The sequence below is a fragment of the Pseudomonas sp. CFBP13528 genome (assembly GCF_005233615.1).
Lineage (GTDB): Bacteria > Pseudomonadota > Gammaproteobacteria > Pseudomonadales > Pseudomonadaceae > Aquipseudomonas > Aquipseudomonas fluorescens_AM.
The window spans coordinates 37900-58758 of record NZ_QGAJ01000017.1; the positions used below are offsets into that span (position 1 = coordinate 37900).

Consider the following 20859-nt stretch of genomic DNA (forward strand, 5'->3'; position numbering starts at 1 on the left):
AAGGAGTCATTATGACTGCACAGCCGTTGCTCACCACCCTGCTGCCGCTGGTCGCCGACCTGTCACGGGAACTGCCCGAGGGCGAGCGTTATCGACGCCTGCTGCAAGCCATGCGCGCCCTGCTGCCGTGCGATGCCGCCGCGTTGCTGCGCCTGGATGGCGAGTGGCTGGTGCCGCTGGCCGTGGATGGCTTGAGCGCCGATACCCTGGGCCGACGCTTCAAGGTCAGCGAACACCCGCGTTTCGAGGTGCTGCTGAGCAGCCCCGGCCCTACCCGCTTCGACAGCGACAGCCAATTGCCCGACCCTTACGACGGCCTGGTGGACGGCCTGCACGGGCATCTGCAAGTACACGATTGCATGGGCTGCCCGTTGTTTATCGACGACCAGCCCTGGGGCCTGCTGACCCTGGACGCCCTCGACACCGAGCGCTTTGAACGGGTCGAACTGGACGCCCTGCAAGCTTTTGCCAGCCTTGCCGCCGCCACCGTCAACGTCGCCGAGCGCATTGAACGCCTGGCGTTGCGCGCCGAGGACGAGCACCAGCGTGCCGAGATCTACCGTCAAGCCAGCGGCCAGCAACACAAGGAAATGATCGGCCAGAGCAAGGCGCACAAGCATCTGGTGGAGGAAATCAAACTGGTGGGCGGCAGTGACCTGACCGTGCTGATCACCGGTGAAACCGGGGTCGGCAAGGAACTGGTCGCCCAGGCGATCCACGCCGCCTCGGCGCGTGCCGACAAACCCCTGATCAGCCTCAACTGCGCCGCACTGCCCGAAACCCTGGTGGAAAGCGAGCTGTTCGGCCATGTGCGCGGCGCCTTCACCGGCGCGCTGAATGAACGCCGGGGCAAATTCGAATTGGCCAATGGCGGCACGCTGTTCCTGGATGAAGTGGGCGAACTGTCGCTGACGGTGCAGGCCAAGCTGCTGCGGGTGCTGCAAAGCGGCCAGTTGCAGCGCCTGGGTTCGGACAAGGAGCATCAGGTGAATGTGCGCCTGATTGCCGCCACCAATCGTGACCTGGCCTTTGAGGTACGCAATGGCCGCTACCGCGCCGACTTCTACCACCGCTTGAGCGTCTACCCTCTGAAAGTGCCTGCGCTGCGTGAACGCGGGCGCGATGTGCTGTTGCTGGCCGGCTTCTTCCTGGAGCAGAACCGCTCACGCATGGGCCTGGGCAGTCTGCGCCTGACCAGCGATGCCCAGGCGGCGCTGCTGGCCTACGACTGGCCGGGCAATGTGCGCGAGCTGGAACACTTGATCGGACGCAGCGCGCTCAAAGCCCTGGGCCACTGCCGCGAGCGGCCGAAAATTCTCAGCCTGAGCGCCGTGGACCTGGACCTGGACCTGCCGGATGTCAGCGCAACGGCCATCGAAACACCGCCCGCTACTGCCCCCGACGCCACTGGCGACCTGCGCCAGGCCACCGAGCACTTCCAGCGCCGGATCATCAGCGCCTGCCTGGAGCGCCATCAACACAACTGGGCCGGCGCCGCCCGCGAACTGGGGCTGGACCGCGCCAACCTCGGCCGCATGGCCAGGCGGCTTGGACTGAAATAGACAGGCCACCTGGTATCAAATGTGGGAGGGGGCTTGCCCCCGATAGCAGTGTGTCAGTCAATGCATGTGTCAACTGCAAGGCCGCTATCGGGGGCAAGCCCCCTCCCACATCAGATTTGTTTCGCATGAAAAGTCGGTGCTACCGTCCGGGGTTTGCGAAACACCAGCACATTGCCCAGCATCACCAGCACCAACCCCGCCAGCGCCGGTGCGGTCCATTGATAGCCCTCGGCAAATGCCGATACGTTCAGCGCCACCACCGGGAACAACACCGTGCAATAGGCCGCCCGCTCCGGCCCCATGCGCCCGACCAGCGTCAGGTAGGCGGTAAAGCCAATCACCGAACCCGGGATCACCAGGTACCACAGCGCGCCGATATACCGCGCGCTCCAGTCCATCTCGAACGGAATACCGCGCACTGCGCAATAGGCCGCCAGCATCACCGCACCGTAGGCCATGCCCCAGGCATTGGTGGTCAACGGCTTGAGCCCGGCTTTCTGCTGCAGGCTCGACAGCATATTGCCCGCCGAAAAACACATCGTGCCCAGCAAGGCCAAGCCCAGGCCCAGCAAGGTCTGCGGGCTGGCGGTGTGCCCGACCACCTCCGGCCAGAACAAACAGCACAGTCCCAGCAACCCAAGCGCGCCGCCCATCAACACATTGCGTGCGACCCGCTGAGCGAAGAACACCCGGGCATTCAGGGCGTTCCACAAGGTCGCCGTGGAAAACACCACCGCCACCAGCCCGCTGGGGATCCACTGGCTGGCGGTGAGAAAACACATGAAGTTGAGGCAAAACAGGCACAGGCCCTGCGCCAGGCAAATCAGGTGCCCGCGCCGGTTCATCACCTGCAGTCGGCGGCTGAGCAGCAACAGCACGAACAGCACCAGCGCCGCCAGGCCGAAGCGGTACACGATCGATACGGGAATCGCCACCACGCCCAACTGCCATTTGAGCGCGATCCAGGTGGTGCCCCAGATCAGCACCGTGAGTAAATACAGGAAAAGGTTCATAGCGGGCTCCGGCGAGTGAGTCCCAGTGTCGCTTTTACCGCGTGCAGTTCTCTTGCACATTCTTGCGCTTTTGTCGGCCGCGGGGCTCACAGCGCCATGACGGCGGAGTAGGATGCAAAACGTCGGAGAACACAGCATGCCAGCACTGGAATCCCTGCAAGTCTTTCAAGCCCTCAACCGCTCGCCCAACGCACGCCTGCAAGCCTGTGCCGAGCTCGGTGACGGTCTGTCCGCGGCATTGTGGAGCAACCACCACGATTCCCAGGATTACCAGGCGCCCAGCCATCACACGTTGTCGTGCTACATCGGAGGCGGCACCGGCACCTTTCGCCGTGACCAGCCGGGCATCAAGGGCGGCCCGGACAAACTGTGCATCCTGCCGGCCGAGCATCAATCGGCGTGGGTGATCAATGGCCAGATTCGCCTGGCCCATGTGTATTTCAGCCCCGAACAATTTGCCCTCGGCTGCGTCACCCTGCTCGACCGCGAACCCCGTGAACTGCAATTGCGCGAAGGCACCTTCCTCGAAGACGCCCATCTGTCCGGATGCTTTCACCAGTTGATTGCCCTCAACTGGCACGAGCCCGGCGAGCGTCTGCTGACCAGCAGCCTGGCCCACGAAATGCTCAGTCACACTCTGCTCAGCCAGGTCGGCGCCCGCGACGGGCTGCGGGTAAAAGGTGGGCTGGCCGCGCACCAGCGGCGGCGGTTGGTGGAGTACATCGACCAGCACCTGCAGGACGCCATCAGCCTCGGCCAACTGGCCGGCCTGTGCGCACTGTCGGAGTACCATTTCGCGCGCATGTTCCGCCAAAGCTTCGGCCTGCCGCCCCACCAGTACCTGCTGGCGCGCCGGCTGGCCCGCGCGCAGAGCCTGCTGCGCGGCAGCACCCTGGCCGTGGGGGAGATCGCGTTGAGGTGCGGTTTCTCCAGCGCCAGTCATTTCAACCAGCGCTTTCGCCAAGCCATGGGCGCGGCGCCTGGGGACTATCGCCAGGCATTGCGCGCTTAGCCCATCAAGCCCAGCGTCTTGGCCTTGGCCACCGCCTGGGTGCGCCGCTCCACCCCGAGTTTGCTGTGGATACGCCGCGCATGGGTCTTGACCGTGTGCAGGGAGATATACAGGCGGTCGGCAATTTGCAGATTGGAGTTGCCCAGGGCGATCAACTGCAACACTTCCAGTTCGCGCTGGCTCAGCAGGTTGTGCGTGACGCCGACGGGCGACGCTTGCGGTTCGAGCCCCAACTCACTCAGTAAGCCCGGTGCGCGTAGACGCAACTCGCGCACCGCCTGCTGCACCTGGCAACGCGCCGCCAATGCCAGGCCGGCTTGCAGGGCCAGGCGCGCCCGGGCCGGCTCTGCCAGGCGCCAGGCCACCTCGCCCAGCACCAACTGCAATTCGGTTTCCAGGCACAGCATGCCGCGTTGCCGAGTGCTGTCGAGCAAGGCGCCGAGGCGCTCGAGCGGCTGTTCGGCGCAGCCCAGCCTGACCTCGGCCAGCACCAGCAGGTACTCAAGACGCGGGATCAATTCCAGCGTGGCCGGCGGCGCCTGCTTGGCGCAGGGCCCATGAAAGTGACGCAGCACGCGGCGCACCGCTTCGACCGTCAATTCCGCGCGCCCCTGCTGCAACCAGAAATGCCCGCTGATCAACAACAGTACCGCGCGGTACACCAGCACGGGAACGTGGCGCTGCTGCATCAGCCGCTCGGCATCGCGCAGCTGGATGAACGCCTGGGCGTAATCACCGCGATTGGCCGCCAGCAGCGCCAGCCCGAGAAACCCGTAGAGCACGCGCTTGTCCTGGCTGTGCAGGCAGATGTTCATGCCGACCTCGAAACATTCGCCCGCCAGGGCGTCCTGCCCTTGACGCAACGCCAGATGCCCGCGTCGCAGGGCGATACGCCCCATCAATGGCCCCGCCTGCAAGCGCTGCTCGGCCAGCATCGCCTGCACGCTTTCCAACAGGCTTTGTGCCCGGTACGGCGCGCCGCGCTGTTCCAGCAATTGGGCGTGATCCAGCTCCAGCAAGGCCTCCAACACCAGCGAACCGTGGGCGCGGGCCAGGCACAGCGCTTCACGATTCAAGGTCTGGGCGACATCCAGTTCACCGCGCAGCAGGGCTTGCTGGGTCAGGCCCGACAGGCACATCAGGCGCGATGTCCAGGCATCTTCGGGCAAGGCTTGCAGCGCCTCGAGGAAATGCGCGCGGGACCCCTCGGCATCGCCGCTCAGGTGCAGCAGCCAGCCGGCTTGCGCCTGCCAGCGCGCCACCAGATGACGCTGCGCCACCGCCGTGGGTCGCGGTGCGAATCGAGCCAACTGGTCGATGCACACCGCCGCCTGCTCGAAGCGCCCGGCAAACAGCAGTGCAGCCGTGACCAGCCCGACCAATTGCGCCGAGCCGAGCATCAATTCATCGCCCTGCTGCTCATGCAGGCGCAACAGCAGCACGGCATTTTGCCCGCGAAACAAGTCTTCGAAACTGAAGTGCTGCAACAGGCTCACCGCCGCCTCGTATTCCTGCGCCAGCAGTGCCTGCTCGAAGGCGGCCTGCCAGTCCTGCTCGGCACTGAACCACTGGCAGGCGCGCCGGTGCCAGGCGCGCTTGGCCGGCCAGGGTTCTTCGCGCAGCAGGCGCGCCAGGGGTGCAAATATCTGCAGCCAATCGGTGCTGCCTTCCCAGGGCTGGATAAACGCACCGAGCGCTTGAAGCTCGCGCAGGTACTGAGCACCGTCACCAAAGCCGAACAGATGTTCACACAGGCCCGCATTGAAGCGCGGCAGGTTGGCCAGCACCCGCCAGGCTTCGGCCAACTCCGCCGGCAAGCTGTTGAACACTTCGTGTTGCAGGTAATCGAGCAAGGTTTTATCGGCATGGCCGTCATTGAGTAACGCGATGCGCACCCCGGCACACCAGCCCGCGCTGAACTGCATGACGCTCTCGACACTCTGCCCTGGCCCAAGCAACGCCTGGATTTCCGTAGCGTTGAAGGCCAGTTCGGTGCTGCCGCACGCCAACAATTCGTCATCGAGCAACAGCCGCGGCCAATTGCACGATGGCCGGCGCCGCGCACCCAGCCACCAGGTCAGCGCCGGGCTGCTGACGGTGAGCAACCGATCCAGCAAGGCGTCCAGCTCGGCAGCGGGCATGCGACAGAAATCATCCAGGCACACCCACGCCGGGTGTTGCCAGCGCCCAAGATCCAGCAATAACGTGGCTTCATCGGTATAAGACAGGCCCAGGCTGTGCGCCAGGCGCCGGGAAAAATCACCAGGGCACGCCACGCCACCATTGAGCGCCAACCAGTACACCTGGCACCCGGGCGGCGCCTGCAGTGCACATTCGGCGAGCAACGCGCTCTTGCCACTGCCGCCCGGCGCGCACAACAACTTCACACGTGCCGGCGCCGCGAGCAACGCTGCGGCCAGACGCGGGCGCAGCACATGGTGGGCGGACAGCCGAGGCATGAATCCAGGACGGTCCAGGCAGCGTGTCAGGGCGGTCATTGCTGCATCCTGCTTTTTTATTGTGATGCAACCCTAGTCCTGTGGTGGGCGGTTGTTGAAGAAGTATTCAGCGGGGTGATTAAGGACCATGCACAGAACCCGATGTGTACACAGCCCGATGTGGGAGAGGGCTTGCCCCCTCCCACAGGTTGATTGCAGTGTCAGTTGAAGATCAGCGCACGCCTTCGGACCTGAGCGCCGCCGGGGTGTAATCCGCCGCTTTGGCTGCGAAGCCGAACACGAAGCTGCTCTTCTCCTCGTTCTTCATGCCCAGCGCGAGGTAGCGCCCGGCGATCAGGTCGTACAGGGTTTCCACGGTGTAGGCCGGCACCTGGTGGTCGTAATAGAACTGTGCATGGCCTTCGGCGACACGCCACAGTTGGCCGCGACCGTCGTAGTGGTCCACCAGGGCGACCTGCCAGCTGTCTTCGTCGATGTACATGTGGCGCTTGGCGTAGATGTGCCGCTCGCTCGGCTTGACGGTGCCGACCACTTCCCAGACGCGATGCAGCTCATAGCGGGTCAGGTCCTGGTTGATATGCCCGGCCTTGATGATGTCGTCGTACTTGAGGGTGGGCGAATCGAGCTTGTAGCTGTTGTACGGGATGTACAGCTCCTTCTTGCCCACCAGTTTCCAGTCATAGCGGTCGGGCGCTCCAGAGAACATGTCGAAGTTATCCGTGGTGCGCAGGCCGTCGGAGGCGGTGCCCGGCCCGTCATACGACACCTGCGGTGCCCGCCGCACACGGCGCTGGCCGGCGTTGTAGATCCAGGCCAGGCGCGGCTCCTTCACCTGGTCGAGGGTTTCGTGCACCAGCAGCACGTTGCCGGCCAGCCGCGCCGGCGCCGTGACCGACTGCTTGAAATAACTCAGCACGTTGGCCGCCTTGGCCGGGTCGATATCGGGGATAGCCTGTGGCACCGCGACTTCTTCCTCGAAGCGGATCGGCGTGTAACTGCCGTTGGTCTGGGGCGTGGCCTGGGTGATGATGCGGCGCAGGTTGCCGCCGTGGTAGCGAGTGATGTGATTCCACAGTACTTCCACGCCGTTCTTGGGGATCGGGAACGCGTAGTAACGGTTACCCGTGAAGTTCTCCAGACCGTTGCCGTCGTTGATCGCCTTGACGTTGAGTGCGCTGCGCTTGATCGACGCGTAGATATCCGCCGGCAGGTTGACCGTACGGTGGCTCGGGTACACCGGGATCTTGTAGGTCTCGGGGTAGCGCTTGAACATCGCCACCTGGCCGTCGGAGAGCTTGTCCTTGTACTTGTCGACGGTGGCGGCGGTGATCACGAACAGCGGTTTTTCACCGGCGAACGGGTCGGCGAGAAAGCCCTTGCTGTCCACCGCGCCGGCGTTTTTCGGGATGCCGCCGGTCCAGGCCGGGATCGAGCCATCGGCGTTGCCGGCTTTTTCGGCGCCGACCGGGGTCAGGGTGGTGCCAAGCTTGTCGGCTTCTTGCGGCGATACCGCTGCCATCACGTGGGCGGCCAACAGGCTCAGGGCCAGCACTGCAATTGTCTTACGCATAGGTTCTTGTCCTTCTTTAAGCCAAATCAGAAGTTCACGCCGAAGCTGAGGGCGAGGAAGTCGCGGTCGGTCAGGGTGTTGTAGTCGCCGCCAAAGAAGTCGGTGTAACTGAGACTGGCGGTGTAGGTGCTGCGGTAGTCCGCGTCCACGCCGACGCTGATGGCCTTGGCGCCTTTGTTGAAAATCCCGTTGGGGCCGTAGCCGGCGACGTCATGGGACCAGGACAGGTTGGGCTTGAGGTTCACCCCGGCAATTGCGTTGTTGTAGTCAAGGATTGCCCGTGCGCGGTAGCCCCAGGAGGTGGAAGTGACGAAACCGTCGGTGTCACCCTGGAACCCGTAGGCGCCATACACCGAGTCGCGGCCATAACGCAGTCTGGTTTTGTCTTCCAGGCCGGCGACGTGCACCACGGCCGCTTCGCCCACCAGTGTCAGGCGCTCGGCGCCCAGCACCTGGTCGAAGAACTGGGTCATGGTGCTTTGAATCTGGGTGATTTCCTTGCGGCGGTAGCCTTTGTTGTCGGCGCCGAATGAGCTGCGGATAGGCGACGCGGTATTGCCGGCAATCGGGTTGACCAGCGCCAGGGTCAGGTCGGTGGTGTTGAGTTGCACGGGCGCATTGGGCCGATAGCTGATCTCGCCGGTCCACGCCGTGCCGGTGGGCAAGGTGGTGGAGAAGCTGGCGCCGAACAAGCGGATATCTTCCGGGTAGTCCAGGTAGTACTGGCCGCGACCGAGCATGGTGCTCTGGGCCAGCGCCCCACCAAAGCCCGCCGGGGCGGCGGCGCCAATGGCGCCGATGGTCGCCAGGTTGGTATTGGCGGTAATCGTGCCCACGGTCGGGGTGCGGCTGTGGTAGTTCATGAAGTACAGGCCGTATTCGGTGTCATCGCCCAGCCAGCGCAAGGCGGCGCCGAACTGGCCGGAGTCGCGCGCATCACGGTCCGCGGCGCGCTGCACCACCACGCCTTCGCGGGTCACCACAAAACCCTGGCCGCGTGCCGCCGCGATGGGTTGCAGCGGCGCAATCCCCGGGCTGCCCACCGTGTAGTTACCGGTGCAGCCGTCCGCCGCCACGTCCCCGCCGAAGAAGGTGCCGCAGTTGTCCAGCACGGTCTGGTCCCACTCCAACTGGTAGAAACCTTCCACGGTCAACTGATTGGTCAGGCTCTGGGAAGCGAACAGCATGTTTACCGGGATCAGGCCTTCCTTGATCTCGGCGCCTGGACGACGGAACGCCGACACGTCGATCGGGTTGATGCTGTTGATGGAGTTGCCGATGAAAGTACTTTCGCCCCAACTGACCACCTGCTTGCCGGCGCGTACGGTGCCGGGCAGGTCGCCCAGGGAATAGTTGTGGTAAACGAACGCATCGAGAATCTGCGCACCGCTGGATTTGGCGCCTTCCTTGCGGTTGTGGTCGCTGATCGGCTTGAACTCGCGGTCCTCGTCCTTGAGCTCGAAGTCGTACCAGTACTTGCCACGCACGAACACACCGGTGTCGCCGTATTTCAGTTCAAGGTCGTGCAGGCCCTTGAAGATTTTGGAGAAGGTTTCGCCTTTCTTGAAGTTCAGACGTCCGTCATCGCCGGTGGACGCCTGACCTGTGCCGCCGTTGACGGCGCCGACCAGGCTTGTGTCGGCATCCCGCGTGCCCCAGCTTGCACCGACCGACAGCGAGGAATCGAATTGCCCTTCGATCTCGCCAATGTTGAACGAAACAGCCTGTGCCTGGGCACAGCAGCCCACGGCAACCGCAGCGGCCAGCGCCTGTGGCGTGAAGATGGCGCGCATTGTTGTTTTTGTCATGCGTCTTCCCCGGTGAGTGACAGAAGGCCCCACCCTACTGCCGCCCATGAAGAGCGATAAGCGCACCAAGGAGGTATTCGTGTTGTCGCTCGAAAGGATGACGAGCCGCGCCGGCCAAGGTTTCGGCGCGGTCATGGATTGGATGGATGGTGGCGTATCAGAGGAATCGATGACGACCAGGTCATTATTGTCGTTTTTGTAACAGTCCTTGTCCTGAACTGCTATTACTCATTCTGTTACAACCGACTATTCTTACCTCGCTCTCAGGGCAAACAGCCCGCTCCCGAGTGGGGGAGAAAAGCTCGAATTCAACCGATTGTGACTACTTTCAATCTGTTACCCGTGTTCACTGACGTTGATTTATCGCTCCTTGATCCAACGTCTTACTTCGGCCGCTGCCTATGCAGCGGCCTTTTTTATGCCTCGAATAAAAACGGGGCGTCGTCGACGCCCCGTGGGATTCACCATTTTTATGGCAACGATCAGAGGCTGAACTTCTGCAAGTTGGCCATCATCTCTTTCAGCGCCTCGATATTGTCCCCGGGGTGCGCCGCGCCGTCGAAGTCGCAGATTTGCTGCCAGTGTGCCGCCACGTCATCCGGCGAAAAGCCCGCTTCGGGATCGAAGCCCATGCCCAGGCTGCGCTCCCAGCGGGTCTTGCCGATCCAGCCGCCGCCCACCTCGAACAGGCCGGAGGTTTCCTGACAGGCTTCGCTGCCCAGGTACACCACCAACGGGCTGACCAGTTCCGGCTTGAGGCGCTCGAACACCTGCGGCGGGATCAGCCCTTCAGTCATGCGCGTGCCGCCGGTGGGCGCAATCGCGTTGACCAGGATGTTGTGCTTGCGCCCTTCCAGCGCCAGGGTTCGGGTCAAGCCATACAGGCCGAGCTTGGCCATGCCGTAGTTGGACTGGCCGAAGTTGCCGTAGATGCCCGAGGTGGACGCGGTGAAGATCACCCGGCCATAACCCTGCTCGCGCAGATGCGGCCAGGCGGCGCGGGTGACTTTGTAGGCGCCTTCGACATGCACCCGGTAAACCAGGTCCCAATCGCTGTCGTCCATTTTGTGGAAAGTCTTGTCACGCAGGATGCCGGCATTGTTCACCACCACATCGATACGGCCGAACGCGTCCAACGCGTTCTGCACGATTTTGTCGCCGTCGGTGACGGAATCATGGTTGGCTTCGGCAGTGCCGCCGGCTTCGCGGATTTCGGCCACCACCCGGTCGGCCGCCGAGGCATTGGCGCCTTCGCCCTGGGTCGAACCACCGAGGTCATTGACCAGTACTTTGGCCCCGTGCCGGGCGAACAGCAGCGCATGGGCCCGGCCCAATCCGCCGCCGGCACCGGTGACGATCACGACCTTATCCTGCAACTGCACTGACTGATTCATACCCAACTCCTCTGGCGACAATGGCAATGGCCAGAGTGTCGGGCACAGCACCTTGGGTCACAATAAATACGGGCAACGCTGAATGGTGCTCGATAAGGCAGCGGGATGATGCGTTACGCAGACACCAGACTCAGGAATAAGCCGCACGCGTCGACTGCTGGCCAATACGCTCACGAAACGCCTGGTAATGCCTGAGCACCTGGACCGGCACCTCGATCTGCGGGTAATGGCCGATGCCGGCCAGCGATACGGTATCGGCATGCGGCACCAGCTGGTGGTAGCGCTCCACCATATGCGCGCCGGAAATGGGATCGACCTCACCGTCGATGACGCGCAACGGCACGTCGTCGCGTTGCATCGCTGCCACCCAGCGGTCGCGCAGGCGACGGCGCTGAGGGATATAGCTGATCAACTTGTGCAGGATGCGCGTGCCATCATTGCGTTCAATCAGGCTCCAGAAATCATCCAGGGCGCTTTCGCTGGGCCGCGTCCGTGGGCCAAAGATCTGGTTGAAACTGTTGGCCAGGCCGCTTCTTCCAGAGGCTCGGCCGATCATCCAGCCCAAAGGGCTGAGCAATAACTTCTGCACCAACGTTGCGCGATGGGTTTCGGGGAACAGCCCACCGTTGAGAAACACACAACTGGCCATCTGAAACCGGCCTTCATAATGTCGGGCCAGCAGTTCCTGGGCCACGCTGTCGCCATAGTCGTGGGCCAATACATGCACCGGCTTGACGACCTGCAGGTGTTCAAGCAGCGCCTGTTGCAGGTCCGCTTGCTCCAGCAGGCAGTACCCATGATCCAGCGGTTTGGCCGAGTCGCCAAAACCGAGCATGTCGCAGGCAATCACCAGATTGCGCTGGGCCAGGGGCTGCCACAGGTAATGCCAATCCCAACTGGCCGTGGGAAAGCCGTGAATCAACAGCAGCGGCTCGCCCTGCCCGGCCACCCAATAACGAATGGTGTGACCGCGGAAGACGAAGTCCTGGCCGCGTTTGCGCCAGACGCTGAGTGGTATTTCGGCAAGTGGCATCAGCTTTTATACCCGGGGTCCTGGTGATCCAATCTGCGCAGCAGCGCCGGCCAGGCCAGCGCACCGCCCATACCTTGGGCACTTTTTGTGACAGCCGCCACCATCGCCTTGGCGCCGGCCAGAATCTGCGGCTCGATGGCAATCAACTCGGCCGCGCCGTTCTGCGCCAGCACCTGGATGTCACAGGCACGCTGGAACGTGAACATCATCAGAAAGGTATCGGCGATGGTGGCGCCGCACGTCAGCAAGCCATGGTTGTGCAGCATCAGAAAATTGTTTTCACCCAGGTCCGCCTGCAGGCGTGCCTTTTCATCGTGATTGAGGGCCACGCCTTCATAGGCGTGATAGGCAAGGCTGGACAGCACAAACAGCGATTGCTGGCTGATCGGCAGCACGCCCTGCCGTTGCGCAGACACCGCGACGCCGGCGGCGGTGTGGGTGTGCAGCACACAGCTCACGTCGTGGCGTATTTCGTGGATGGCGCTGTGGATGGTGTAGCCCGCGGGGTTGATCTCGTAGGGACTGGCCATGCGTTTGTTGCCGGCCTGGTCCACCTTGACCAGGCTCGAGGCGGTGATCTCGTGGAACATCAGCCCATAGGGGTTGATCAGGAAATCATCGGTGCCCGGCACCTTGGCCGAAATATGCGTGAAAATCAGATCGTCCCAGCCATGCATCGCCACCAGGCGATAGCAGGCCGCCAGGTCGATACGCGTCTGCCATTCGGCCGCACTGACCTGGTCTTTGACATTCTGTGGCGATGAAACCGGGGCTAGACTCACGATGTTGACCTCCTTGGCGCACTTATTATTGTTTTTTAAGTGATGGGCCAGTCTAGTCAGACGCCCTGGCTTGCGGAGTTGCCTTCGCAGCCAGCTTGATGACTGAACGAGTCAGTCTAGAGAATAGTACAAATCGGTGTCAGAGAAGCGCCGTCAATAAAAGCACGCTGGACAGTGTGCCCACAGTTGCCGCGCCCACTCGCTACGGTTGAAGGGCCGTCACAAACTCGGCCAACCACGGCTCGGCGTCGCTCTCCGGGGTCACGCTTTCGCTGGCGTCCAGGCGCAGCATCGGCAGCACTTCGCGAACGCCCAACTCACCGAACAATTCGCGCAGTTGCTCGCCGCCGCCGCAGAAGGTGTCGCCGTAGCTGGCGTCGCCCAGGCCAATGACCGCACCGGGCAGGCCGCGCCAGGCGGCCGGCAGTTGGTCGCGAATACTCGAATACAGCGGCTGCAGATTGTCGGGTAACTCGCCCATGCCGGTGGTCGATGTGACCGCCAGGAACGCCTCGGGGGCGAAGGCCTGCACGTCCGCCAGCGTGGCGCGCGGATCGTGCCAGGCGTCAAAACCCGCAGCTTTGAGGATGTCCCGGGCGTGGCGGGCGACTTCTTCTGCCGTGCCGTAGACCGAGCCGGAAAGGATGGCGACTTTCATCAATCTGATCCTGTCATTGAACGAAAGCGTAGAATATTAGCAGTTGCACCGTGGTTTCAGGGCGAGCCGTGCAACATTCAGGATTTGCCATAAACTTGCACCATCAGAACAAGCCATGGAACGCTCAATGATTAACGCCAAGTTGCTGCAGATGGTTGTCAATGCGTCCAACGACGGCATCGTCGTTGCCGAACGCGAGGGCGAAGAGAAGCCGCTGATCTACGTCAACCCCGCGTTCGAACGGCTGACCGGCTATACCCTGGACGAGATTCTCTATCAGGATTGCCGCTTCCTGCAGTCGGGCGATCGTGACCAGCCGGCCCTGATGGCGATCCGCGAGGCGCTTGACAGTGGCGGCGCCTGCCGAGAGATCGTGCGCAACTACCGCAAAGACGGCACGCACTTCTGGAACGAGCTCTCGGTGTCGACGGTGTACAACGCGGCCGACCAGCAGACGTATTTCGTCGGCGTGCAAAAAGACGTCACCCTCCAGGTCAAGGCACAGCAACGCGTGGCTCAGTTGGAAACCCAGATAGCCGAGCTTAAAGCCGAGCTGGCGGCGCTCAAGTCGAACAGCCAAGTTAACAAGCTGTAACAAATGCGTTCTTTAGAGCGATAATGGCCTTTTAATGCCCAACCTTTGAGCTATATCAATGCGCCGCGATGCTCTATTGACTCAGGACGAGCTGGATTTTATCCAGAACATGCAGCACAACCCGCAGCTCAACCTGCGGGACGCATGGTCGAGCCTGACGGTTAATGGCGGTGCACAGATTCGCGATCTGCTGACCCGGTTGGCCGCTCATGATCAAGTCACCATCCAGGCGCAGTTCGACAATCAGCAGCTCACCTTCCCTCTGCATCTGGTCGAGGATGAGTTTCATGCGGTGCATCTTCGGCTGGGCGTGCCGAGTATTTTTGAAGACGGACCGATGATTCGCCCATGGCGCCTGGCCCTTGAAGCGCCGGTGGCCCTGGAGAACATCAAGGGCTCCGCCAGCGCGCTGTGGGTGCATGAAGTGTCATTCAAAGGTGTGCTCGTAGAAGGGCGTGGCCGAGCCAGGCCGCCGAAATCCTTCTCGTTGTGGTTCAGCCCGTCCGGTTACGAACGCATTGCGCTGCGCGGCACGCTGGAGCGGGAAACCGCCCGGGGATTGTTCGCCTACCGCCTGAATCAGAGTGACGCGGATGAAATCGAGCGCCTGCGCCAGTTCATCCTGCACCAGCATCGTCTGGTGCATCCGCATGTACATGCCTGAGATCAGGTATCCAGGTCGCCACTGAGAAACTGCTGCAGACGCTGGCGCATCTGGCGCCCTTCGCTGCCCAGGCAACCGATGGGAGTACCGGCCAGATCGGCCTGCAACAGCTGCGATGCAGCGCCTGCGAGAAACAGCGGGCAATTGAGGGTCAATGCCAGGCGGTTCAAACGCGCTTTCAGGTCCTGCTTGTGTGAATGGTTGGAGAAAATCACCAACGCCTGGGGGCGGATCTTTTCACAGACCAGGGTCAACTCATCGACCGGCTGGCCCAGGCCCAGTACCTTCACGGTCAAACCCTCCCCGCTCATCAGCAGCGCCGCCACCAATAGCTCCAGTTTTCGGCACTCACCAGGCATAGCGCTGAGTAACACGCGGGGCGCCGGCGACGCGCTCGCTATCTGCAGGCGCAGGAACGTCTGCACCCGAAGGAAGGCGTCGAAAAACAGCCACTCACTGACCTGACCGAAACGGCCCTGATGGCGCAGCAAGTCGTTCCACAGCGGCATCAGGATGTCCTGGAACGCGACGTTCAGGGGATAGGCCGAGAAAATCTGGCCATAAACGCTTTCCAACTGGCGATCGTCGAAAGCACTGATGGCCTGCAGCAGTCGAGCCCGCCACTGCGGCCACTCGCTGTCTTCAACCGCGTCGCGCTCGGCACGAATCGCGTCGGCCTGTTGAGCGTCACGGGCCAGAAGCCTGCCTACCTTGCTCACCGCGACGCCACGTTCAGTCCACTCGAGAATACGACTGACCGTCTCGATATCGGCCCTGGAGTACAGGCGGTGCCCACTTTCGGTGCGTACGGGCAGGATCAGCCCGTAACGCCGCTCCCACGCCCGCAGAGTGACGGGATTGACGCCTGTCAATCTCGCCACTTCCCGAATGGGGAAGCGTTGCTCCGAATCAATCGATTCCAGCTGCAAAGTGCTATCAGTCGGTGCAGTAATCACGGGGTTTCTGACAAAAAGACAACGGAAATGGGATCCCATTTAACGCACTTAAACCTGTCTTTTTCAAGGCCCCCGGACTTCGGACCAACGTCACTGGCGTATTTTCGCAAAACAGGAATAATCCTTGCCTGTTTTTTCAGCGCAGTGGCAATACCCGCCACTGCGCTCGTGCGCCGCCTACCCGGTCAAGCGCATCCGTTTATCTGGAGATACACAATGTCTACCTCCCCCGTCACCTTGATGGTTGCGCGCCGTGTGGCCAAAGGTCGCTACGAAGAACTGATGGCCTGGCTGCGCGAAGGCGAGCAATTGGCCACGGACTTTCCCGGTTACCTGGGCTCGGGCGTGCTCGCACCGCCCCCCCATGATGATGAATTCCAGATCATCTTCCGCTTCGCCGATGAAAAGACCCTGCATGCCTGGGAGTTTTCCGCGTCGCGCAGTGCCTGGCTGAGCCGTGGCAGCGAGCTGTTCGCCGACCCGTCCGAACATCGCGTGAGCGGCATCGATGGCTGGTTCGGTGCCGTGGGCGCACGTCCGCCGCGCTGGAAACAGGCGGTGGCGATCTGGCTGGCGTTTTTTCCGGTGTCACTGTTGTTCAACTTCGGCCTGGCCCCCTTGCTCGGCGAGCTGGACCTGTTCAGCCGGGTGCTGGTCAGCACCTTGGCGCTCACACCGCTGATGGTTTACTTCTTTATCCCGTTATCGACTCATCTGCTGGCGAACTGGCTGCATCCGACGCCGTCGCGCAAGACCGGCGAAGCCGCCGCCTGAGTACAGGGGAGACGGGTCGCTGGTATAGTTTGCATCTGCCAGCGACTCGAGCCTCCCATGACTGCAACCAATGCCCCGATCCTGATCACCGGTGCCGGCCAGCGTGTCGGCCTGTATTGCGCCGAGCGCCTGCTGGACGAAGGGCAACCGGTGATCTTCAGCTACCGCAGCGAACGTCCAGGTGTGCAGCAACTGCGCGAACGCGGCGCGGTCGGTGTATTTGCCGATTTCTCCAGCGAGACGGGAATTCTGGCGTTTATCGCTGAGCTGAAGACGCAGACCAACGCGCTGCGCGCGATCATCCACAATGCCTCGGCCTGGGTCGAGGAAACCCCGGGCGACGAAAGCCGTGCCTTTATCGACATGTTCAGCGTGCACATGCTTGCGCCGTACCTGATCAACCTGCATTGTTCACCCCTGCTGCAGCGCTCGACGCCGGCCGACATCGTACATATCAGCGACGATGTGGTGCGCAAGGGCAGCCGTCAGCACATCGCCTATTGCTCCACCAAGGCCGGGCTCGACAGCCTCACGCTGTCGTTTGCCGCGCAGTTCGCGCCGTTGATCAAGGTCAACGGCATCGCGCCGGCCATGGTGATGTTCAATGAAGGCGACGACGCGGCGTATCGCGCCAGGGTTCTGGCCAAGTCGGCACTGGGTATCGAGCCCGGGCCGCAGGTGATCTACCAGAGCGTGCGTTACCTGCTGGACAACCCCTATGTCACCGGGACCACCCTGACCGTCAACGGCGGGCGGCACATCAAGTAAGCCGTTTGTGAGGATGTTGTATGACTTTGTCCCTGCCCCACCATTACCGCGAGATCCTCAAGGGCCTGGGTGAAGATCCTGGGCGCGAAGGCCTGCTCGATACGCCCAAGCGCGCCGCCAAGGCGATGCAGTATCTGTGTCATGGCTACGAGCAGAACCTGCAGGAAATCGTCAACGGCGCATTGTTCGCCTCTGACAATGACGAGATGGTGATCCTAAAGGACATCGAGTTGTACTCGCTGTGCGAGCATCACCTGCTGCCCTTTATCGGCAAGGCCCATGTGGCCTATATTCCGACCGGCAAGGTGCTAGGCCTGTCGAAACTGGCGCGCATCGTCGACATGTTCGCGCGGCGCCTGCAGATCCAGGAAAACCTCACCCGGCAGATCGCCGACGCCATCCAGGACGTGACCCAGGCCGCCGGCGTGGCGGTGGTGATCGAAGCCAGGCATATGTGCATGATGATGCGCGGCGTGGAAAAACAGAATTCAACCATGAACACCTCGGTGATGCTCGGCGCGTTTCGCGAATCGAACACCACGCGCATGGAGTTCCTGCAACTGATTGGACGGAGCAAGTAGCAATGCCACAACTTCAACCAGGCATGGCGCGCATCCGCGTCAAGGACCTGCGCCTGCGCACCTTTATCGGCATCAACGAGGACGAAATCCTCAACAAGCAGGATGTGCTGATCAACCTCACGGTCCTGTATGCGGCCCAGGAAGCCGTGCGCGATAATGACATCGACCATGCCTTGAATTACCGCACCATCACCAAGGCGATCATCGCCCACGTCGAAGGCAATCGTTTTGCCCTGCTCGAGCGCCTGACCCAGGAGCTGCTGGACCTGGTGATGAGCAACGAATCGGTGCTCTATGCCGAAGTCGAAGTGGACAAGCCCCACGCGCTGCGCTTTGCCGAGTCGGTGTCGATTACGTTAGCTGCAAGTCGTTAGCTGTAAGTCGTTAGCTTTAAGCTTCAAGCTGCAAGCTGCAAGCTTGAAGCCAGACGTGTTCCAACTTGCAGCTTGAAGCTTACCCGCTTGAAACTATCTCAGAGAGATTCCATGACCGACCAACAACGTCTCGAACTTGAAGCCGCCGCCTTCCGGCGGCTGGTAGCACACCTGGACAGCCGCAAGGATGTTCAGAACATCGACCTGATGAACCTGGCCGGCTTCTGCCGCAACTGCCTGTCCAAGTGGTACAAGGCCGAGGCCGATGAGCGCCGGATCGAGTTGAGCCTCGATGACGCCCGTGAAGTGGTGTACGGCATGCCGTACGCACAGTGGAAAGCCCAATACCAGCAAGAAGCCAGCGCCGACCAGCAAGCGGCGTTTGCCAAAGGAAAACCCCATGACTGACCTGAACACCCTGCGCGCCCGCCTCAACAGCGGCGAGCACGCTTTTGCCGATACCCTGGCCTTTGTTGCCGAAGGTTACGACTATCAGCCGCAAGCCTTCACCAACGGCGATGTGGAAAATGCCGCCGGCCAGAACGAAGGGTCGTGCAAGACCCTGGGGTTGGCGTTGCTGGAAGGGTTGAGCGATCAGGAAGCGTTGCTGGCGTTTGGCGAGCATTACCGTGCGGTGATGGCGACGCCTGAAGGCAGTGACCACGGGAATATCCGCGCGTTGATTGCCCATGGTCTGGCCGGTGTGAAATTCACCGCACAGCCACTGACCCGCAAATCCTGAGTCAGACGCGGATCAAAATGTGGGAGGGGGCTNGCGAGCATTATCGTGCGCGGGTGGCGACGCCCGAAGGCAGTGACCATGGGAATATCCGCGCGTTGATCGCCCATGGTCTGGCCGGTGTGAAATTCACCGCCGAACCGCTGACCCGCACATCCTGAGTCAGACGCGGATCAAAATGTGGGAGGGGGCTTGCCCCCGATAGCAGTGTGTCAGTCAGTACATCTGGTACTGAACCACCGCAATCGGGGGCAAGCCCCCTCCCACATGTGTTTTGCCGCGTTGCTTAGTTCGTGCAAGAGCCTGAGATTGGCGTTGCAGGAAGGGTTGCTGGCGTTTGGCGAGCATTATCGTGCGCGGGCGGCGACGCCTGAAGGCAGTGACCACGGGAACATCCGCGCGTTGATCGCCCATGGTCTGGCAGGCGTGAAATTCACCGCCGAGCCACTGACCCGCAAATCCTGAGTCAGACGCGGATCAAAATGTGGGAGGGGGCTTGCCCCCGATAGCGGTATGTCAGCTAATAAATACTTGGCTGGAAGACTGCTATCGGGGGCAAGCCCCCTCCCACATTTGTTTTGCCGCGTTGCTTAGTTCGTGCAAGAGCCTGAGATTGGCGGTGCATGAAGCGTTGCTGGCGTTTGGCGAGCATTATCGTGCGCGGGTGGCGACGCCCGAAGGCAGTGACCATGGGAATATCCGCGCGTTGATCGCCCATGGTCTGGCAGGCGTGAAATTCACCGCACAGCCACTGACCCGCACATCCTGAGTCAGACGCGGATCAAAGTGTGGGAGGGGGCTTGCCCCCGATAGCAGTGTGTCAGTCAGTACATCTGGTACTGAACCACCGCAATCGGGGGCAAGCCCCCTCCCACATCTGTTTTGCCGCGTTGCTTAGAACGAGGCGTCTTTCAAACCGTCGAGGTAACGCTCGGCATCCAGGGCCGCCATGCAACCGGCGCCGGCCGAGGTGATGGCCTGGCGGTACACGTGGTCAGCCACGTCACCGGCAGCGAAGATACCTTCGATGTTGGTAGCCGTTGCATTGCCTTCACGGCCGCCCTGCACCACCAGGTAACCGTCTTTGGCTTCCAGCACGCCTTCGAACAACGACGTGTTCGGGGTGTGGCCGATGGCAATGAATACACCGTCGACTTTCAACTCGTCGAAGCTGCCGTCGTTGTTCTTCAGGCGAGCGCCGGTCACGCCCATGTTGTCACCCAGGACTTCGTCCAGCGTGGCGTTGAGCTTGAGGATGATCTTGCCTTCAGCGACACGGGCGTGCAGCTTGTCGATCAGGATCTTCTCGGCGCGGAAGGTTTCGCGGCGGTGCACCAGGGTCACGGTGCTGGCGATGTTGGCCAGGTACAGCGCCTCTTCCACAGCGGTGTTGCCGCCACCGACCACCGCCACCGGCTTGTTGCGATAGAAGAAACCGTCGCAGGTCGCGCAGGCGGAAACGCCCTTGCCCATGAACGCCTCTTCCGAGGGCAGGCCCAGGTAACGAGCGCTGGCGCCGGTGGCGATGATCAAGGCGTCACAGGTGTACACGCCGCTGTCGCCCGTCAGGCTGTAAGGCTTCTTGGAGAAATCGACCTTGTTGATGTGGTCGAACACGATCTCGGTTTCAAAGCGCTCGGCGTGTTCTTTCATACGCTCCATCAGCACCGGGCCGGTCAGGCCATGGACATCGCCCGGCCAGTTGTCGACTTCAGTGGTGGTGGTCAACTGACCGCCCGCCTGCATGCCGGTGATCAGCAGCGGCTTGAGGTTGGCCCGGGCAGCGTAGACGGCAGCGCTGTAACCGGCAGGGCCGGAACCGAGAATAATCACTCGCGAATGACGGGTATCAGACATGACTCACTCCTATCGACCGTCCGCACAACAAGACGGCTGGAATAAAAAAGGGACCACGAAGCACTTGGGGAAGGCTTGAACTCGCAGGCCCTGAAAATAATGGGTGCAGCGTATCGAGGGGGGCAAGATTAAGGAAATACGCAATAACAATCCAGCTCATAGGTGGTCTCTATGCAGTCGGCTCGGCCAATCGAGGTGATTGTTACCGCTGATGTCGCCGCTTTCCCCCGGAATACAAAGCCGGTAAGGTCGGCCCGTTC

General features: G+C 61.9%; 21 protein-coding genes and 2 pseudogenes. 13 read left to right on the forward strand and 10 right to left on the reverse strand.

Going from position 1 to position 20859, the window contains the following annotated elements:
• The first annotated feature begins 11 nt into the window (after positions 1 to 11).
• Positions 12 to 1562 carry a nitric oxide reductase transcriptional regulator NorR gene (gene norR / locus PspCFBP13528_RS23490; protein ID WP_137201631.1) on the forward strand — a complete coding sequence of 517 codons (1551 nt, stop codon included), beginning with the start codon at positions 12 to 14 and terminating at the stop codon, positions 1560 to 1562.
• A 110-nt stretch (positions 1563 to 1672) separates the two neighbouring features.
• Here norR and PspCFBP13528_RS23495 read toward each other — a convergent pair whose 3' ends face one another.
• Positions 1673 to 2575, reverse strand: a complete 903-nt coding sequence (locus PspCFBP13528_RS23495) for a DMT family transporter (RefSeq protein ID WP_137201632.1) — start codon at positions 2573 to 2575, stop codon at positions 1673 to 1675.
• Positions 2576 to 2711: 136 nt separating this feature from the next.
• Here PspCFBP13528_RS23495 and PspCFBP13528_RS23500 point away from each other — a divergent pair, with 136 nt between their 5' ends.
• On the forward strand, positions 2712 to 3587 hold the full coding sequence (locus PspCFBP13528_RS23500; RefSeq protein WP_137201633.1) for an AraC family transcriptional regulator: 876 nt from the start codon (positions 2712 to 2714) through the stop codon (positions 3585 to 3587).
• Here PspCFBP13528_RS23500 and PspCFBP13528_RS23505 read toward each other — a convergent pair.
• The 7 genes from PspCFBP13528_RS23505 to PspCFBP13528_RS23535 all read right to left on the reverse strand — a co-directional run bounded on the left by PspCFBP13528_RS23505 (position 3584) and on the right by PspCFBP13528_RS23535 (position 13291).
• Positions 3584 to 6085, reverse strand: coding sequence for a LuxR C-terminal-related transcriptional regulator (locus PspCFBP13528_RS23505; protein ID WP_137201634.1), 2502 nt, complete (start codon positions 6083 to 6085; stop codon positions 3584 to 3586). The genes PspCFBP13528_RS23500 and PspCFBP13528_RS23505 overlap by 4 nt on opposite strands.
• A gap of 172 nt (positions 6086 to 6257) precedes the next feature.
• Positions 6258 to 7616: a DUF1329 domain-containing protein gene (locus PspCFBP13528_RS23510; RefSeq protein WP_101219670.1), complete on the reverse strand. Its 1359-nt coding sequence runs from the start codon at positions 7614 to 7616 to the stop codon at positions 6258 to 6260.
• Positions 7617 to 7642: 26 nt separating this feature from the next.
• Positions 7643 to 9424, reverse strand: a complete 1782-nt coding sequence (locus PspCFBP13528_RS23515; protein ID WP_065951207.1) for a DUF1302 domain-containing protein — start codon at positions 9422 to 9424, stop codon at positions 7643 to 7645.
• Between the two features lie 482 nt (positions 9425 to 9906).
• The gene (locus PspCFBP13528_RS23520; protein ID WP_137201635.1) at positions 9907 to 10818 is read right to left on the reverse strand and encodes an SDR family oxidoreductase; all 912 of its coding nucleotides are present in this window, start codon (positions 10816 to 10818) and stop codon (positions 9907 to 9909) included.
• Between the two features lie 130 nt (positions 10819 to 10948).
• Positions 10949 to 11851, reverse strand: coding sequence for an alpha/beta hydrolase (locus tag PspCFBP13528_RS23525; RefSeq protein ID WP_065951205.1), 903 nt, complete (start codon positions 11849 to 11851; stop codon positions 10949 to 10951).
• Positions 11851 to 12633, reverse strand: coding sequence for a class II aldolase/adducin family protein (locus PspCFBP13528_RS23530; RefSeq protein WP_065951204.1), 783 nt, complete (start codon positions 12631 to 12633; stop codon positions 11851 to 11853). Before PspCFBP13528_RS23530 ends, PspCFBP13528_RS23525 begins: the two co-directional genes overlap by 1 nt.
• A 202-nt stretch (positions 12634 to 12835) precedes the next feature.
• Positions 12836 to 13291 (reverse strand): flavodoxin, encoded by a 456-nt coding sequence (locus PspCFBP13528_RS23535; RefSeq protein ID WP_065951203.1) that lies wholly within the window; start codon positions 13289 to 13291, stop codon positions 12836 to 12838.
• Positions 13292 to 13418: 127 nt separating this feature from the next.
• Here PspCFBP13528_RS23535 and PspCFBP13528_RS23540 point away from each other — a divergent pair, with 127 nt between their 5' ends.
• Complete coding sequence (locus PspCFBP13528_RS23540) at positions 13419 to 13886, forward strand: PAS domain-containing protein (protein ID WP_137201636.1); 468 nt, start codon at positions 13419 to 13421, stop codon at positions 13884 to 13886.
• 58 nt (positions 13887 to 13944) lie between these two features.
• Complete coding sequence (locus PspCFBP13528_RS23545) at positions 13945 to 14550, forward strand: hypothetical protein (RefSeq protein ID WP_065951201.1); 606 nt, start codon at positions 13945 to 13947, stop codon at positions 14548 to 14550.
• Between the two features lie 2 nt (positions 14551 to 14552).
• Here PspCFBP13528_RS23545 and PspCFBP13528_RS23550 read toward each other — a convergent pair whose 3' ends face one another.
• Positions 14553 to 15479, reverse strand: coding sequence for a MerR family transcriptional regulator (locus PspCFBP13528_RS23550; RefSeq protein ID WP_241669137.1), 927 nt, complete (start codon positions 15477 to 15479; stop codon positions 14553 to 14555).
• Between the two features lie 243 nt (positions 15480 to 15722).
• Between PspCFBP13528_RS23550 and PspCFBP13528_RS23555 the strand changes: the two genes are divergently transcribed.
• From PspCFBP13528_RS23555 to PspCFBP13528_RS23595, 9 genes and pseudogenes are all read left to right on the forward strand, one after another.
• Complete coding sequence (locus PspCFBP13528_RS23555; protein ID WP_065951199.1) at positions 15723 to 16280, forward strand: antibiotic biosynthesis monooxygenase; 558 nt, start codon at positions 15723 to 15725, stop codon at positions 16278 to 16280.
• Positions 16281 to 16337: 57 nt separating this feature from the next.
• Positions 16338 to 17048 carry a dihydromonapterin reductase gene (folM, locus tag PspCFBP13528_RS23560; protein ID WP_137201638.1) on the forward strand — a complete coding sequence of 237 codons (711 nt, stop codon included), beginning with the start codon at positions 16338 to 16340 and terminating at the stop codon, positions 17046 to 17048.
• A 20-nt stretch (positions 17049 to 17068) separates the two neighbouring features.
• Positions 17069 to 17629 carry a GTP cyclohydrolase I FolE gene (gene folE, locus PspCFBP13528_RS23565; protein WP_065951197.1) on the forward strand — a complete coding sequence of 187 codons (561 nt, stop codon included), beginning with the start codon at positions 17069 to 17071 and terminating at the stop codon, positions 17627 to 17629.
• A gap of 2 nt (positions 17630 to 17631) precedes the next feature.
• Positions 17632 to 18003 carry a dihydroneopterin triphosphate 2'-epimerase gene (folX, locus tag PspCFBP13528_RS23570; RefSeq protein WP_065951196.1) on the forward strand — a complete coding sequence of 124 codons (372 nt, stop codon included), beginning with the start codon at positions 17632 to 17634 and terminating at the stop codon, positions 18001 to 18003.
• Between the two features lie 111 nt (positions 18004 to 18114).
• Complete coding sequence (locus PspCFBP13528_RS23575) at positions 18115 to 18411, forward strand: DUF1244 domain-containing protein (protein WP_065951195.1); 297 nt, start codon at positions 18115 to 18117, stop codon at positions 18409 to 18411.
• The gene (locus PspCFBP13528_RS23580; RefSeq protein ID WP_065951194.1) at positions 18404 to 18745 is read left to right on the forward strand and encodes a HopJ type III effector protein; all 342 of its coding nucleotides are present in this window, start codon (positions 18404 to 18406) and stop codon (positions 18743 to 18745) included. The genes PspCFBP13528_RS23575 and PspCFBP13528_RS23580 overlap by 8 nt, the downstream gene beginning before the upstream one ends.
• Positions 18746 to 18778: 33 nt before the next feature.
• Positions 18779 to 18903 (forward strand): annotated as a pseudogene (locus PspCFBP13528_RS23585) (HopJ type III effector protein); the annotation flags it as partial.
• A 106-nt stretch (positions 18904 to 19009) separates the two neighbouring features.
• Positions 19010 to 19207, forward strand: coding sequence for a HopJ type III effector protein (locus PspCFBP13528_RS23590; protein ID WP_137201640.1), 198 nt, complete (start codon positions 19010 to 19012; stop codon positions 19205 to 19207).
• A gap of 130 nt (positions 19208 to 19337) precedes the next feature.
• Positions 19338 to 19511, forward strand: a pseudogene (locus PspCFBP13528_RS23595) (HopJ type III effector protein); the annotation flags it as partial.
• 125 nt (positions 19512 to 19636) lie between these two features.
• On the opposite strand, the gene trxB reads toward PspCFBP13528_RS23595, so the two are convergent.
• Positions 19637 to 20599: a thioredoxin-disulfide reductase gene (trxB, locus tag PspCFBP13528_RS23600; protein WP_003194076.1), complete on the reverse strand. Its 963-nt coding sequence runs from the start codon at positions 20597 to 20599 to the stop codon at positions 19637 to 19639.
• Between the last annotated feature and the right edge of the window lie 260 nt (positions 20600 to 20859).